The organism is Indolivaga capnocytophagoides (assembly GCF_036511535.1).
Classification (GTDB): Bacteria; Bacteroidota; Bacteroidia; order Bacteroidales; family Dysgonomonadaceae; genus Dysgonomonas_A; species Dysgonomonas_A capnocytophagoides.
In genome coordinates this window covers 3,852,211-3,868,279 of record NZ_AP028867.1, presented here as the reverse complement: position 1 = coordinate 3,868,279, position 16,069 = coordinate 3,852,211, and the positions used below count along the sequence as shown (strand labels likewise).

Below are 16,069 nucleotides of genomic sequence, written 5' to 3'. Positions count from 1 at the left end.
GTATTGAAATCAGTAAATCTATTATTGTACCACCTCTACCCACATACCACTTGTACGGCTTTGGGTGCGAGCATTATACATAGCCTCTCCGGATACAGCGGGTAAATAGAATCGTCCGCAATAAGCCGCCTGCAAACGAATCTTCACAGTTGTTGAATATCCGTAGCCCAGGTTGAAGAATGTCATTACACGATCATCCCTGATATCCTGATAAGTGAAAGACGATGTATTTGCTCCCGAATTGAACAAACGATTATTGAATATCTCCCATCCTGACGGGAATATCTGATTCAAAGCAAGGTCTGTTATAGCTTCACCGGATACATTCTGTATGACTACTACTGCATAAAACTCTGTACCCTGACGCAGCGATTTCACATCTATCTCGTTATTATTTTCATCCACATATTTCACATACAGATTGATACCATCACTCTTCGGTTCGGATTTGTCTGTAAGAGGTTGTGTACGACCAACCAGACGAACATATAATTGTCCCTGCCCCTTATTCGTAAAGTTCACATTTATATTCTCTTGCGGTTTGATCGAGAATTCCTGATATACCAATCCAGAACTTTGCGATTTCTGAGAAACACCGTTCAGAGACCATTCAAACGCAATAATACCTTTACCCATTTTTTCTGCAAGTTTCGACATAGCTATCAATCCGTAAGCCGCACTCTGAGTTGAGATATAGGAAGAATTCAATTCTTCCGAAACTCTAGGTGCAATAGACAATGCTTTGGATGTTTCTCCCATCAACAGGTTTGTTTCCATTATCATCGCCATATCACGAGCCGGACTTCCATACGTATTGTTATATACCGAATAATTTTCGATCACCAGATTCGCGCCGTTTATCAATTGTCTGGCAGCATCTTTTTTACCCGCCAGAAGATAAGCGGCAGCTAATCGCCAGCGAGCCTGTACCGATAATCCGCTCATTTCTTTCAGGCGGTTCATCGCTCCCAATTCGGGTTGATTTGCCAAAGCCAATGTATACAAACGGTAAGCTTGCTGCAAATCGCTCATCGAATAGCTATAGTATGAACTATACAAGTCTCCCCTATTCCATTTCTGAGCGGCTTTTTTCTGGAACTGTTTCCATTTCGAGATGACCGATTCGGGCACATTATATCCTTTATTCTGAGCTTCTACCAAGAAATGTCCTGCATATGTAGTCACCCATTCGGCAGGGTAGGATGCTCCGGGCCAGTAAACAATACCTCCGTCACCCATCTGACGAGCTGTCAATATCTTTATGGCTTCATTTATTACATACTTCATGCGCTCACTCTCTTTGTCTGTAAACGTTCTGAATGCACTTACATACAACAAAGGGAATGCTCTCGATGTAACTTGTTCTGAACATCCATACGGATAACTGAACAGGTAATCCATATTTTTACTCAGGTTAACTCCCGGCATACGAGACACTTCGAGTTTAGCCCAATCACCGGCAGTCGGATAATCCATAGAGATTGACAGATCTTCGCTATGCCCCGAGCCGACTAAGGCTTCGGATGTAAGCAATATCGCCGGATTTGGATTACGAACCTCGATATCTATTGTTTCATTCGAAGTTTCACCTCCTCCGGTTGCTTTTATTGTAATCTTCTCAGCTCCGGTTTTCTTAGCCACTTTCACTTTGAAATAAACAACCTTATCTCCGACTTCTGTGAATGTTACCGATTTGGATGTACCGTCCACAAATTGCATCAGTCCATTCGCCGCATGCACGGTAACATTTACATTCCTGACCTTTTTGTCCATGGCAAATACATTCACCGGAAGCATTATTTCTTCATCAGGACCCGCAACACGAGGCAGAGTAGACAATACCATTAACGGATTTTTTACCTGTACTGTTTTTTCTGCACTACCGTATGCTCCGTCGGTATTTCCGGCAACAACCATCACCCGTACCGAACCTACATAAGGATCGAGTTTTATCTTATGGTTCTTGTTTTCTCCTTTTTTCAAGGTAAATGGCCCCAGGTACTTAACAATAGGCTTAAATCGATTTACAGGATTAGTCGAGGGCTTTAAGGCCTCATCACCACCGATACTCAACAGGGGTCCTAGTTTTCCGGTTTGAGCGCCCACTACCATATCGAACATATCCCATGTGCGGACTCCTAACGCCTGACGGGCATAAAAATCACTCCATGCATTTGGAGTCTTGAATGATGTCAAATCCAATAACCCTTCATCCACAACGGCAAGAGTATAGGTCATTTCTTTCTTATTTTTTTCGGATACAGCCACCGTAAACTCTTTTTCGGGACGAAGTTCATTCGGCATCGTAATTACCGGTGAAAGTATTGTATTCTTATTATCAACACTTATGTTTAATACTCCGTACATACGTATAGGCAGATCATTGTCTGTCTGGGCATGGGGTTGTAACAATGTCGCAAAAATATAGAAGTTAGGGGTCATATCCTCTGTTACTTCAAAAGTATACTTAGTATCTTCTCCTGCGCTTGTTTTTACCCAATTGCGTGACAATACTTTCGATCCGTTCTCGATACTTATCAAAGCCCGTCCATCGGAACTTTTGGGAAGAATTACCGTAGCCTTTTCTCCTACATTGTACGAACGTTTATCTGTCGAGAATGACAGCATTGTCAAACCGCTGGCATCCTGTTTATCAGCACGTCCTCTCCACGAAGGCCAATCTATATAGAGTATTTTACCCGAGGTATGTCCTCCCTTATCTGTAGCTAATACCAAATAACGTCCCCATTCGGGATAATTGACACGAAATTTCACACGGGCTTTACCTCCCGACGTGGATATATCTTCATCCAGTACGATATTGGCAGAAGTATTATTCACATATGACGACAGGTCATCATCATTACGGTTCCACCACCACGACCAGTTTACTTTATATACCTTCACGTTGATGCCCGAACGATTTATAGATCGGCCATCTGCCGTAAGTGTTACGACATCTATCATATTATCTTTATCCGTTTCGAGCATATCATAATCCGATTCAGCCGGAGATTTCAACCCGATATAAGCCGGATAAGGCGAATAAGCAGCAGTTTGAGTATAAATACTAGCGTCTCCACCTGATTCGAACACTCTCGATACAAAATTTGCTTTCAGCATACCCGGAGCATTTACCGCAGGAGGCAGCTGAGCCGATACGTTGGAGTTACCTCCAGCATCTAACCGTCCATCGAATATAGTATATGTATCGGAATTGAATTTATTCGCGGGATTATTAAATGAATATGCCTCATATCCTTTAAACGGATTACCCAGATACGACAAAGTCATTTCTACCGTTGCTTTCAGATTGGCAGCCGGTGCTCCATGCAACCATTGCGAAGACAAACTCGAAGAGAACGATCCTCTGCTTGCATCTATCACCTCGCCTACGTTCAGACGTATTTTGAGCCTGTTAGGCTTAACGGTTTCGATTTTTACTGTTTTGGAAAATGTAGCTCCTCCCACTTTTATCAATGCCCGCCAGTTACCGGTAACAGCATTAGCATCGGTAGTTAATTTAAACGGATAGAACCCGTTTATACCGGAAGTATTCACCCCCTTATAATACAATTGTCCTGTAGGAGTATATAGTTCGAGAGATACCGGATGCCCTTTTGGTAATTCATTTCCTTTATCATCCAAAATGAATGTGAGATAAATAGAATCACCCGGACGCCAGACTCCCCGTTCACCATAGATATAACCTTTCAGACCTTTTTCGATTTCTTTTCCACTGACATCGAAGTTACTCAATGAAAGCGACATATTTGAGGTTACTTTCAGATACCCTTTCTCCTTTCCATCTGATGCGACAATAACGAAGGGCACTCCTCCCTGATAGGCTATCGAAGCAAATCCGTCTCCGTCGGTCTTACCCGAACCTATCCGCTGCATCTGGTAATTATAAACATCCACTTCGGCTCCCGACAATGGTTTAGTTGTAAGAATATCAGTCAGAGCAATCTGTACTTTCTTTTCCGAACCTATTTTGGCAACCATCCCTATATTGGACGCAAGAACTACACAATCGGCTTTACGGTTTGTATAATAGCTCTTTTTACAAGGATCTTCCCGCTCTTCCCAGTTATAATCCTCCCAATCTGTAGGATCGTAATAATATGAGTAAGGCTGATCCCAAACAGCTTCATCTTCTTCCGACATATTATTATCAAAGCGTTGGAGCCCTGCATCCTGAGGAACCTGCGGAATCATTCCGCCACATGGATATAACGAATACTCCTGTTTGAATGTAAACAATACCCTGTAGATAGCTCCCGGATCTTGCTTTATGAGAGTAGATAAATCCAGAGAGAAATTATTCCATTCATTCAGTTTCATCGTACGGTCTTCATCCAAACGGATACGTTTTTTGAGAACCAGCCGCCCAAAACGACGCAACTCTTCCGATCCGCCAATATTGTTCGATTGCAAATAACCTAGTATATTATTTTCATATATTTTGACGATAGATACATCCACCGCCCATAAATTCACAGCCTGAAAAGGAATATTCAGGTGATCCGAATTAGGCAGGATATTACCGGAGTTCAATAATTTAACATCCGGCTTGTTTTTCTCTACCGAAAGACTGTAGCTATATGTTTTATCCAGAGATTTACCTCCGGCACTTTTCAGTTCCTTATAGATGCTCAAATCAATATTTGAAGCACTGTTTGTTCCATCAAGATATAGTTTCAGAACATTTTTCTGTATGTCGTACGAAAAATTCTCTGCTCCGTTCGGTGTTACAAGACCTTGAATATTCTGATTACTTGATAACGGATCGCTGAAAGTAATACGTATACATTCGGTAGGTTCGTAAGCTGTACGTACATCAACCACCGAGAATGTATTCTGTTTGATTCCCGGAATATTTATTTGCAGTTTTTCGGGTTCTTTTTTTGCGCCGACTGCACTTCCGTCTACCCTTAGGATATAAACCAAATCCTGATTTGTCCGTTTCAGACTATCAATAGTAAGGGCATACCTCCCCGTAGTTTCGGTAGGCGACACCTTTACTTTCGCGTCATTGGGATTGCCTTCGACCTTAAACATCTTTTCGATATCAGCTATCTGAGCATCATCGGCAAAAGAAATAGTACCCTGCACGGTATTCCATGTCAGGTCATTGTCTTTCGTGGGCGAATAAGGCAATAGATCTACAGTAAAATTCTGCTCAGGCACTTTGAAATAAAAATAAAACTCCTTGAAGTCTTTTTCGACTTGTAAAACTTTATCCAGTTTAAACCAAGCATCATATATCTCGCCCTGCTTCAATTCTCCGGCGTCGGGTACAAATTTGATAGAACGGGAACTTGTCCAATACGCCTTACCTTTTATTTTAGGCGAAAACTCGAATAGGTCTTCGTCTATCTCCTTATTCAATTCTACGGCAGGCATATCCTGATTTAATTCGATCTGAATAGATGAAGATGATGACACAGCTCCGTATGTAAAGGCTGCTATATACCGTGCAAATTCGGGATTAATTGTCCGGGGACCTTCGCTCCGGCACGAGTTTACCAATAGTAAAACAAGAAGAGCCGACAGGGTCATAAATCCTGAGATAATATGCTTTCTCATGAGCTATATAAATTTTAGTGAATACTGATTTTTTTTTTAGGTCTCAGACCTTTTTATTTAATTTACAAGTACAGAATCAACAGACTGTTATCACCTAAATACATCATTACATACTGACTGTTACCTAATATAAGTCCTCAGACCTTTTTATTGCTTTGGCAAGTATAAAAATCAAAGACTACTATAAATAGAAAGTATATCATTAAATACTTTCTGCTACTTAGTTATGGCAAATGTAATAAATTTAGATTAACACACATATCCCTATTCAATTATACCGTCTTCTTTTAAACGATCAATACACCGCAATATTATATTTACAACTCACGATTCGATAAAATCTCGGCAAAGGCCAACGCCGATTTCTTACGGTAGGCTCCTCTGGCCCAAAACAAAGAAGCATGTGTTGATAAATCTTCATCTGTATCTATGGGTATAGCAACCAATTCGGGCTGATCTTTGATCGAAGCCAGAGAGACTATTGTTATCCAGTGTCCGGTATTTACAAGATGCAATATGGAATGAACATCATTCAACTCGATATTAATAAACGGACTCAATCGTTTCTTTTTGAAAATAGCATCTAAAACACGGCGTGTAATAAACCCTTTAGATGGAAGAAGAAGCGAGAATTGTCCGATTTCGTTCAATGTTACAGTCTTGAGTTTAGACAGTCGATGAGACTGATGAACGACTAAATGCAGGTTCGATTCAAACAGGGGAACTACCTCGAAAGAAGGGTCTATATTCTCGGCTTCCAATGACAAAATAAAATCGACTTTGTTGTTTATCAATTTTTCAACCAATTCTTCGGATGTGGCGAACATAATCTCAACATGTATTTGGGGATATTTTTTTGAGAAGCTGATCAAAGCCTTTGTCAATAAAGAACTCAGACTGTATGTTACTCCAATATTAAGCACTCCGGTTTGTAAACCTTGCAGATCCAAAATTATCTGCTTGCCGTTTTCCGAATCCAATATTGTTTTTCGTGCATAAGGAAGAAAAGATGCACCCGCTTCTGTCAGTACAATGTGTTTTCCTACCCTGTCAAACAAAAGTACCCCCAATTCATCCTCCAATTGCTTTATCTGCTGAGACAATGTACTTTGCGATATAAAAAGCACACGTGCAGCCTCAGTAAAGTTGAGCAATTCGGCTGCCTTATCAAAATACCTTAGTTGCCGGAGTTCCATACAATCAATCGGTTTTACCTATGGTTACTATCGAAAAATACCTTTTTACAAATCTATCTATAATTTTTGATATAAGTAACTTTGCAATTGATAAAAGAAAAGCAGTAATGAAAGAGATTGTTTTAGACATTAAAGAAAACGACGAAGATGATTATCCTGCTCAATCTGACAAAGCAGGAAAACACTCAAAAAGATTCAAACAAATCCGAAATTGTATATTTATATCAGGGTTATCTGTTTTTGCTCAGTTGTATTTATTTCAGCCAATGCTCTCGTATCTATGCAATGATTTTGATATAACTCCGGCGATGAGCAGTTTAGCCGTTTCCTCAACAACCATAGGTATGGCTGTCGGGTTGTTTATATTTGCTTTTAAGGCTGATGCTATCTCACGGCAAAAGTTAATGACTATCACTTTATTTATATCTTCACTCTTGACTATCGGCTCTGCATTTGTTTGGAATTTTCCGATGCTTGTAGCCATTAATTTCATGAAAGGACTTGTTCTCTCAGGAGTATCGGCAGTAGCTTTGGCTTATCTGTCGGAAGAAGTCAGCCTTGCAGTTATCGGCTTGGCAATAAGCCTTTATCTTAGCGGAAACACTATCGGCGGAATGTCGGGACGTGTAATAGCCATTCTTATTTCGGGATGGAGCGACTGGCGATATGCTACAGCAATAATCGGGATAATAAGTCTGGGTCTCAGCTTTGTATTCATGAGAAGGTTTCCAAAATCACATCACTTCGAACCTAAGCAGGTTCATTTTAATGAAAAGCTCTCTCAAATGAAGACCTTCCTGAAAGACCCTCTTTTCTTAGGTATGTATTTTGTCGCAGCAATGATTATGGGGGTATTTGTAAGTATCTACAATTATCTCGACTTTATCCTTGAGTCGCCTCAGTTTGCCCTACCTCACTATGTTGTGGCTATGGTCTTCCTGATGTACATAACCGGAGTCGCCGGATCGATACTTACAGGCAGCTGGTCTGATAAGATAAGCCCCGTATTACTTCTCAAAGGATCATTGATATTGATGATCGCCGGTCTGTTCTTACTTCAAACCATGCAGTTATGGACAATCGTTTTCGGCCTGGGACTGATGACTTTTGCTTTCTTCAGCGCACATACCATGGCTAGTCGTATTGTTTCGCTGCATGCCGAAAAAGCAAAAAGCAGCGCCACCTGTTTATATTGGTTATTTTATTATGCCGGATCAAGTCTTACCGGATCATTAACCGGGATTGTCCTATTCAAATTCGGCTGGTTGTCCTTTATGAATGTAACTCTGATCATGGTAAGTTTTGCTCTGTTTATTTCCTTTATATCAACCCACAAATTAATAAGCATACATCTTGTATTCAAACGTGTATCAACACTGATTCACAAATCAGTTATTGCCGAAAATCATCGGATAGATCATAAATAAGATCTATGAAAATTTTTATCTATGTAAAAAGAGATCTTTAAACGGCTGGGGTCTAAATTTAAAAATATGCCAATAAATTAACAATCGAAAAAATACATTTTCGGTGTCACTTTTGTAACCTTTTTTGAAGAATCGCCTCAAACCCCAGAAGAGGCTTTGCTGAGTCGAAGACATCCCCTTTAGGGAACAGAGAGGTAAGCATAATTAATAATGACTAACTGATTATTGTTTATTGATCCTGTTACTTTTGTTACCTTTTGAGTCAAAAAGATTATACCATAACAGAATGTGAGTTGATTAGGTTACTTTCATCTTTTTTCTTACATTTGTTATAAGTCCGTGATTTTGCTTTTTATATATTTTGCTTTTGTATGAAGAAATTTTTCAAAAGTGTTCTGGCTGTAATAGCCGGAGTGTTAATCAGCTGCCTTATTATCGGAGGTATAGCTGTTTTAATCATTGTAGGGTTTACAGGAATATTCTCAGACTCATATTCACTCAAGGATAATACTGTACTCACGATCAAATTATCCGGTGTAATGAAAGACAAAGTTACACCTAACCCTATATATGACTATCTGGATATAGGAGGCAGTCCCGAAATAAGCTTAACAGATATACTTTCCGCTATCAAAAAAGCCAAAGACAACGATAAAATCAAGGGGATATACATCCGATCGGGATATTTCACCGCTCCGAGCGCTTCTCTTGTCGAAATAAGGAATGCACTGATAGACTTCAAATCCACGGGAAAATTCATTATTTCATATGCAGATGATTACCTTCAGAGCGGATATTTTGTAGCATCTGTGTCAGACAAAGTAATCATGAATCCTCAGGGAACACTCGACCTGCATGGACTTGCCGTGAGTCCTACATTCTATAAGGGCTTACTTGATAAGATCGGGGTAGAGATGCAGATATTCAAAGTCGGAACATACAAATCGGCAGTAGAGCCCTATATGCTTGATAAAATGAGTGATGCCAACCGCGAGCAGGTAACTACTTTTGCGAATGACATCTGGTCAACTGTGTTAAAAGGTATATCCTCATCGAGAAATATATCTGTAGAAAAACTGAATCAGTTGACTGATACTCTTCCGGCTTTCAGGGCAAGCTCTTTTGTCATAGAAAACAATCTGGCTGATACCTTAATGTATGAAACCGATGTCAAAGAATACTTAAAAACATTGCTTCATGTAGAATCATCGAAGGATGTTCATGTTGCAACCATAGACAATATGCAATCGGTGGATGATCCGAAGGAATCGGAATCAAAAGACCAAATCGCAATTCTGTATGCAGAAGGATCTATTGTGAGCGGAAACAGTTCGTCAGACATCAATGACAAATACCTGATCCGTCAAATTGAGAAACTGAAAAAAGATGAAGATGTAAAAGCCGTAGTATTCAGGGTAAACTCTCCCGGAGGGAGTGCTTACGCATCGGAACAGATATGGAGAGCCATTACCGAACTCAAAGCATCTAAACCTGTTGTAGTATCAATGGGTGGATATGCCGCTTCAGGGGGATATTACATATCCAGCAATGCGACAAAGATATTTGCACAGCCAACCACATTAACGGGATCTATCGGTATATTCGGTATGTTTCCAAATATGGAGGGGCTTACCAATAAAATAGGGCTTACCTTTGACAAGGTGAAGACTAATAAGTTTTCTGATTTCGGAAATGTCACACGACCTATGTCTTCCGAAGAAAAAGAAATACTGCAGCAATATATCAACCGGGGATATGATCTGTTCCTGACCAGATGTTCAGAAGGCAGAAATATACCAAAAGACCAGTTGGAAAAGATTGCAGAAGGCAGAGTCTGGACAGGTCAGCAAGCGCTGAAAATAGGATTGGTGGATGCTATCGGCGGAATTGACGATGCTGTAAAAGAAGCGGCCAAACTGAGCAATACTCAGGAATATTCGACACATGAATATCCTCGTAAACCGGGAATGCTTGGCACGCTCCTGAAATCAGGAAAAGACCAGTTTGCAACCCGCGCCTTAAAAGAATATTTGGGCAATGATTTTCAGCTACTTAAAACAATAAAAGAAATAAACAACTTAAAAGAACAAGATTTCATACAGGCTCGTATGCCTTATGATCTCGATATACAGTAATGCCTGTGACAAATATCAAAAATTTACATATCAATAAGTGGCTGCTTCCATTATCATGGATGTACGGTCTTATTGTATTTATACGTAATAAGCTTTTCGACTGGAAAATTCTAAAGCAAAAAGAATATCCTGTACCTGTTATATGCATCGGAAACATTACGGTAGGCGGAACAGGGAAAACACCTCATACCGAATACTTAATTTCTCTGCTCAAAACAAATTATAAAGTAGCCGTATTAAGCAGGGGATATAAACGAAAATCATCGGGATATATTTTAGCGACACCCGATTCTACAGCGTCTCAGATTGGCGATGAACCTTACCAGATTAAGAATAAGTATCCGGATATTTTGGTCGCAGTAGACAGTAAGCGACAACGGGGAATAGAGAATCTTCTATCTCTTCCGGATAATGAACAGCCCGATGTCATACTTCTTGACGATGCCTTCCAACATCGGTATGTAAAGCCTTCCTTTACGGTTTTACTGACAGATTTCAACCGTCTCATGACTCACGATGCTTTGCTCCCGGCCGGACGCCTTAGAGAGCCTGCTCATTATGCAGAGAAAGCCGATATCGTGATCATAACCAAATGCCCAACCTCTACGAACCCATTGGATCAGCGAATCTTATCTAAGGACTTACACTTATATCCATATCAGAATCTATTCTTCACCTCTTTTCAGTATGGACTTCTTACCCCTGTGTTTAATACAGATAAGCCCAAATTATCTTTAAATGAGATATCGAATAAAGATGTACTCATCGTTGCAGGCATTGCTAATCCGAAACCTTTCGAACGAAAGATCCGCAGGCATGCAAAGAAAGCCGAAAAGATGATATTCTCAGATCATTATCAATTTAGCGATAAAGACATCACCTTGATAGAAGAAAAGGTAAACTCGTTAGGTAAAAGAGAGAAAATGATCATCACTACAGAAAAAGACGCTGCCAGATTGAAATCTTTTGTTAATCTGGATAAATCTTTCAAAGAAATGCTCTATTATCTGCCTATAGAGGTTATCTTTGTTAATGAACACGATAAAGAAATATTTAATAATAAAATAACAGAACATGTTAGAGAAAATACAAGAAACGGCCAACTACATCAGGAATAAAGTAGGCAATATACCCGAATATGCTATCATTTTGGGAACCGGACTTGGAGAGCTTGCTAACGCAATTACCGACAAGAGAGAGATCCCGTATAACGAAATCCCTAATTTTCCGGTATCGACTGTCGAAGGACACAGCGGAAAACTGATCTTTGGCAAACTTGGAGAAAAAGAAGTTATCGCCATGCAGGGACGCTTCCATTATTATGAAGGATACAACATGAAGGAAGTAACATTTCCCGTTCGTGTGTTTCAGGCTTTACAAGTAAAATACCTGTTTGTGTCGAATGCCGCAGGAGGAATGAACGGAAGTTTCGATGTTGGAGATATTATGCTGATCGACGATCACATCAACCTGTTTCCGGAACACCCACTTCGAGGCAAAAACTTCAATGAACTGGGAACCCGTTTCCCTGACATGAGCAATGCTTACGACAAAAACCTTCGTCTTCTGGCAATGGAAATTGCTAAAGAAAACGAGATCAAACTTCAGCACGGAGTATATATCGGAACTTCGGGCCCGACTTTCGAAACTCCCGCCGAGTACAATTACTTCCGTATTATAGGAGGTGATGCAGTGGGTATGTCTACGGTACCGGAGGTAATCGTGGCTAACCATGCCAAGATGCAAGTCCTTGCCTTTTCCATCATTACCGATATAGGTATTATTGGCAAGATTGTGGAAGTTACTCATGAAGAAGTACAAGAAGCAGCTAAAATAGCACAGCCCAAAATGGCTTTCATTATCAAAGAAGTTATCAAGAGACTCAACTAATGCAGAATACCAAACGTACCGAAATCGCTCATTTAGGCGAATTCGGATTGATAAAGCATTTAACCGAAAAAATAGAGCTGCGCAACAACAGCTCTGTTTTAGGAGTAGGAGATGATGCCGCTATACTTTCATATACTGATGACAAGGACAAACGCGTCCTTGTCACAACCGACTTACTATTAGAAGGCGTACACTTCGATTTGGTATATGTGCCACTTAAACATTTAGGCTACAAATCCGCGGTCGTCAATTTTTCGGACGTATATGCGATGAATGGTCAACCTAAACAGATAACAGTATCATTAGGTGTTTCAAAGCGATTCTCTGTCGAAGATATGGATGAGTTCTATGCAGGACTTTATCTTGCATGTGAAGAATATGGGGTAGACCTTGTCGGCGGCGATACTTCGGCCTCACTAACCGGCTTGACTATCTCGATAACCTGTATCGGAGAAGGAGCAGAAGGTAAGATTGTGAAACGAAACGGAGCAAAAGAAACCGACATCATTTGTGTATCGGGAGATCTTGGTGCAGCCTATATGGGTCTACAATTACTGGAAAGAGAAAAAGCTGTATTTGATGGCAAAACCGATTTCACACCCGACTTTGCAGGTAAAGAGTACTTGTTGGAAAGGCAGCTGAAACCCGAAGCCCGTAAAGATATAGTAGCGGCTCTTGCTGCCGAGAATATCGTCCCAACATCTATGATCGATATTTCAGACGGACTATCTTCCGAACTGATACATATCTGTACACAGAGCAAAACAGGATGCCGGATATATGAAGAACGTATTCCTCTCGATTATCAGACCGCATCTATGGCTGAACAATTCAACCTGAATGTCACAACTGTCGCTCTAAGTGGAGGAGAAGACTACGAACTACTGTTCACCGTACCTCTTCATAAACACGAGATCGTATCGAAGATGAAAGGAGTACATATCATTGGTCATATAACCAATGAGTCACTAGGTCTTGCTCTCGAAACCCGAGATGGAACGGAGATCGAGCTCAAAGCTCAGGGATGGAACTCATTAGCTGAATAAACACGGACTATAATACCACAAAAGGGAGAATAAACTATGTTTATCCTCCCTTTTACTTATATACAGTGCAGATTCATTAGTCTGCTAAAAAGCGTTCCGCTTCGATAGCTGCTTTACAACCACTTCCGGCTGCTGTAATAGCCTGACGGAAAATAGGGTCGGCAACATCACCGGCAGCAAACACTCCGGGAATATTTGTAGCTGTCAGGTTAGGCTGAGTCTTGATGTATCCTACTTCATCAAGGTCTAACTGACCTGCAAAAATATCGGTATTGGGCTTGTGCCCTATCGCAAGGAAGAACCCATCGATAGTAATATCGAACTTCTCTTCGTTAGCCTCACCTTTAAAACGGATCAAATGTGCACCCTCCACTCCATTTTCACCAAATAGGCCAAGAGTATTTGTATTATATAGAATTTCTATCTTCTCGTTCTTTTCAACCCTGTCCTGCATTACTTTAGAAGCTCTCAAAAATGGCTTACGCACAATAAGATATACTTTGCTTGCCAATCCCGAAAGATAAATTGCTTCTTCACAGGCAGTATCTCCACCACCTACTACGGCTACCACTTTTTTACGATAAAAGAATCCATCACAAGTAGCACAGGCAGAAACTCCCATACCTGCATATTTAGCTTCATCGGGCAAGCCCAGATATTTAGCTGTTGCTCCCGTAGAAATAATAACAGTATCGGCTTCAATTTCAGTCTTTCCGTCAACTGTAACCTTTTTAGGGGTAGACTTCAGATCGGCAGCGGTAACAATACCGTTACGAACGTCTGCGCCATACCTAGAGGCTTGTTTTTTCAGGTCTTCCATCAATTCTGTTCCGGTAATACCTTCAGGATATCCGGGGAAATTCTCAACTTCGGTAGTTGTTGTTAACTGCCCTCCGGGTTGGATACCCTCATAAAGAACCGGAGAAAGATTTGCTCTTGATGCATAAATTGCCGCAGTATATCCGGCAGGACCTGAACCAATGATCAGACAACGTACTTTTTCGCTCATAATGTTTGTATATTTTATTTGTTATTTTCAATATTGAGAACAAAGATATAGATATAACTTATCAAAACAAACTTTAATAGTTACTTATTTTCTATATAAAGATAAACAAATTCTATCCAATTCGTATTTAGCGTAAGTCGATAATATCCACATTCGGATATTCTTTCTTATTAAAGATAAACGTTGCATCAGGCAAGTTCATTCCCGACTGCAGCTTCCGTATTTTCAGATAGTTATTTACTCCACTTGTTCCGTACAGGCTCACTGATGTAAACAGATAAGTAGCCTTGTCAAGGGTTACTGTCATCTTGCTGTATTCTTTTATCTTCACAGGGATAAGATCCACAACCAAAACAGTTTTCCCACCTTCTTTCTTCTCTCCTTTATAGTTCAGCTTATATCCTGTTTTATATATGCTCAAAAGAACAGAAGGGCTAACACCTGCCAGCTCATCACCGGTAGGATTACTCACATTCACTTCATCACCTCCTTTTGCATATACCCACTGGGTTTTACCATCGAACCAGGTAATTCCATCAGGCACATTTATTTTAAACTTATTCCCTTTCAGATAAGCCTCACCATCCTGACTGTGAGTAACCTTTTGCTTTACCTCCTCTATATTCACAGTAAATACGGCGTGCATTCCTCCGGCTTTATTATAAGCGGCACTTGCTTTATCCAGAATTTGTCTTGCATCCTGAGCAGATACCTGCATTATTATGCAGATAAAGAAAAGTAATATAAATTTTATTTTCATTTTTCAGAGTTTCTTATTTTGACTGTCCAATTTACCAAACGTTTAATCTGATAACAGAGGATTATACATCATTATTGCATGATTTTCGGATACCAATGTTTCCTCTATACCATTATCCTCCAGATTTATTTTTCTCTTCCATATTTTATTATGACGGGTATATCCGCCCCACCATTGCTGCTTGATCTGATGATCTGTTTCGAAGACCTCATATCTGCTGTCAACAGGTATATTGGTCAACAATTCGCCATTCAGATATTTATCATCGAGCCACAAATTAATGCGATAACTCGCTGATGTATTATTTGTCAACTGCAAATCAATATAATTATAAGACAATGTCGCACCACATGCAAATGGAATCTTTCTGTTGACATCCGGAAACACATCAAAACTGTGCCTCCAACGCTCCGTCACTTCCAGATCGGAATGAAGAGCCATCCAATAAAGAAGATTTCCAAGTTGACACAAACCTCCGCCTATGTCTGACAATATCTGTCCGTTATGCAGAGCCAAGCCTTCGAGATACCCTTTATGCTTAGAGGGACGTCCAACCTGACGCCAGATAGAAAATAGTTTTCCCGAATGAATCACTGTCCCATTAAGCTTTTCGATAGCTAACCGCAGATTGGTTATTTTGTTATGCTGAAGATGCATATCCACATCTTTCAACGGACGTAATAGCAACGATCTGTGTTTTATCAATGAATACTCGCAGTCTTCATTCTTTATATCTACAAAACTATACAGGGAAGAATCTTTCATCCAACGTAGTTTTCGTTTCAATATAAAGTATTCTTTACCGACAAAACTTCTGAGCCGTCCTCGCTGTTCCGGCTTTATAACAGTCCGAAAATCCATAGTGTTCAGTTGTTGTTTTCAAAAATCAGGATCTGTATCCCAACAAGACTTAAGTGTAATTTCCACAAAAGGTAACAAAGGTTACTTTAAATTACATACTTCCCGATGTTTTCTTTTACCCTTCTGTCTACTAAAACTCAGAAAGCCCCTTCTGGG

Annotated in this window: 10 protein-coding genes; 5 read left to right on the top strand and 5 right to left on the bottom strand. The window is 40.2% G+C overall.

Annotated features, from left to right (window positions below):
* Positions 1-21: 21 nt before the first annotated feature.
* Both AABJ51_RS15550 and AABJ51_RS15545 read right to left on the bottom strand, forming a co-directional pair.
* On the bottom strand, positions 22-5,589 hold the full coding sequence (locus AABJ51_RS15550) for an alpha-2-macroglobulin family protein (RefSeq protein ID WP_338373301.1): 5,568 nt from the start codon (positions 5,587-5,589) through the stop codon (positions 22-24).
* Positions 5,590-5,906: 317 nt separating this feature from the next.
* On the bottom strand, positions 5,907-6,785 hold the full coding sequence (locus AABJ51_RS15545) for a LysR substrate-binding domain-containing protein (RefSeq protein WP_026626418.1): 879 nt from the start codon (positions 6,783-6,785) through the stop codon (positions 5,907-5,909).
* Between the two features lie 107 nt (positions 6,786-6,892).
* On the opposite strand from AABJ51_RS15545, the gene AABJ51_RS15540 reads away from it, so the two are divergent.
* From AABJ51_RS15540 to thiL, 5 genes are all read left to right on the top strand, one after another.
* Entirely contained in the window at positions 6,893-8,212 is a 1,320-nt protein-coding gene (locus AABJ51_RS15540) for an MFS transporter (protein WP_338373300.1), read from the top strand.
* A gap of 371 nt (positions 8,213-8,583) precedes the next feature.
* On the top strand, positions 8,584-10,347 hold the full coding sequence (gene sppA, locus AABJ51_RS15535) for a signal peptide peptidase SppA (protein WP_338373299.1): 1,764 nt from the start codon (positions 8,584-8,586) through the stop codon (positions 10,345-10,347).
* A gap of 5 nt (positions 10,348-10,352) precedes the next feature.
* Positions 10,353-11,465, top strand: a complete 1,113-nt coding sequence (gene lpxK / locus AABJ51_RS15530) for a tetraacyldisaccharide 4'-kinase (RefSeq protein WP_338373298.1) — start codon at positions 10,353-10,355, stop codon at positions 11,463-11,465.
* Positions 11,422-12,237, top strand: coding sequence for a purine-nucleoside phosphorylase (locus tag AABJ51_RS15525; RefSeq protein WP_026626415.1), 816 nt, complete (start codon positions 11,422-11,424; stop codon positions 12,235-12,237). The genes lpxK and AABJ51_RS15525 overlap by 44 nt, the downstream gene beginning before the upstream one ends.
* Positions 12,237-13,283 carry a thiamine-phosphate kinase gene (thiL, locus tag AABJ51_RS15520; protein WP_338373297.1) on the top strand — a complete coding sequence of 349 codons (1,047 nt, stop codon included), beginning with the start codon at positions 12,237-12,239 and terminating at the stop codon, positions 13,281-13,283. Before AABJ51_RS15525 ends, thiL begins: the two co-directional genes overlap by 1 nt.
* 76 nt (positions 13,284-13,359) lie before the next feature.
* Here the strand turns inward: thiL and trxB are convergent, their stop codons facing one another.
* The 3 genes from trxB to AABJ51_RS15505 form a co-directional block, all read right to left on the bottom strand.
* Positions 13,360-14,292: a thioredoxin-disulfide reductase gene (gene trxB, locus AABJ51_RS15515; RefSeq protein ID WP_134435744.1), complete on the bottom strand. Its 933-nt coding sequence runs from the start codon at positions 14,290-14,292 to the stop codon at positions 13,360-13,362.
* Positions 14,293-14,419: 127 nt separating this feature from the next.
* A complete protein-coding gene (gene lolA1 / locus AABJ51_RS15510; RefSeq protein WP_026626412.1) occupies positions 14,420-15,052 on the bottom strand; it encodes an outer membrane lipoprotein periplasmic chaperone LolA1 in 633 nt (210 codons plus the stop codon).
* Between the two features lie 42 nt (positions 15,053-15,094).
* Complete coding sequence (locus AABJ51_RS15505; RefSeq protein ID WP_338373296.1) at positions 15,095-15,913, bottom strand: VanW family protein; 819 nt, start codon at positions 15,911-15,913, stop codon at positions 15,095-15,097.
* Positions 15,914-16,069: the final 156 nt, after the last annotated feature.

Excerpts from the sequence above, each read along its gene's own strand:
- AABJ51_RS15550 (WP_338373301.1), bottom strand. The coding sequence starts at position 5,589 with ATGAGAAAGCATATTATCTCAGGATTTATGACCCTGTCGGCTCTTCTT.
- sppA (WP_338373299.1), top strand. The coding sequence starts at position 8,584 with ATGAAGAAATTTTTCAAAAGTGTTCTGGCTGTAATAGCCGGAGTGTTA.
- trxB (WP_134435744.1), bottom strand. The coding sequence starts at position 14,292 with ATGAGCGAAAAAGTACGTTGTCTGATCATTGGTTCAGGTCCTGCCGGA.
- AABJ51_RS15545 (WP_026626418.1), bottom strand. The coding sequence starts at position 6,785 with ATGGAACTCCGGCAACTAAGGTATTTTGATAAGGCAGCCGAATTGCTC.
- thiL (WP_338373297.1), top strand. The coding sequence starts at position 12,237 with ATGCAGAATACCAAACGTACCGAAATCGCTCATTTAGGCGAATTCGGA.
- AABJ51_RS15525 (WP_026626415.1), top strand. The coding sequence starts at position 11,422 with ATGTTAGAGAAAATACAAGAAACGGCCAACTACATCAGGAATAAAGTA.
- AABJ51_RS15540 (WP_338373300.1), top strand. The coding sequence starts at position 6,893 with ATGAAAGAGATTGTTTTAGACATTAAAGAAAACGACGAAGATGATTAT.
- lolA1 (WP_026626412.1), bottom strand. The coding sequence starts at position 15,052 with ATGAAAATAAAATTTATATTACTTTTCTTTATCTGCATAATAATGCAG.
- AABJ51_RS15505 (WP_338373296.1), bottom strand. The coding sequence starts at position 15,913 with ATGGATTTTCGGACTGTTATAAAGCCGGAACAGCGAGGACGGCTCAGA.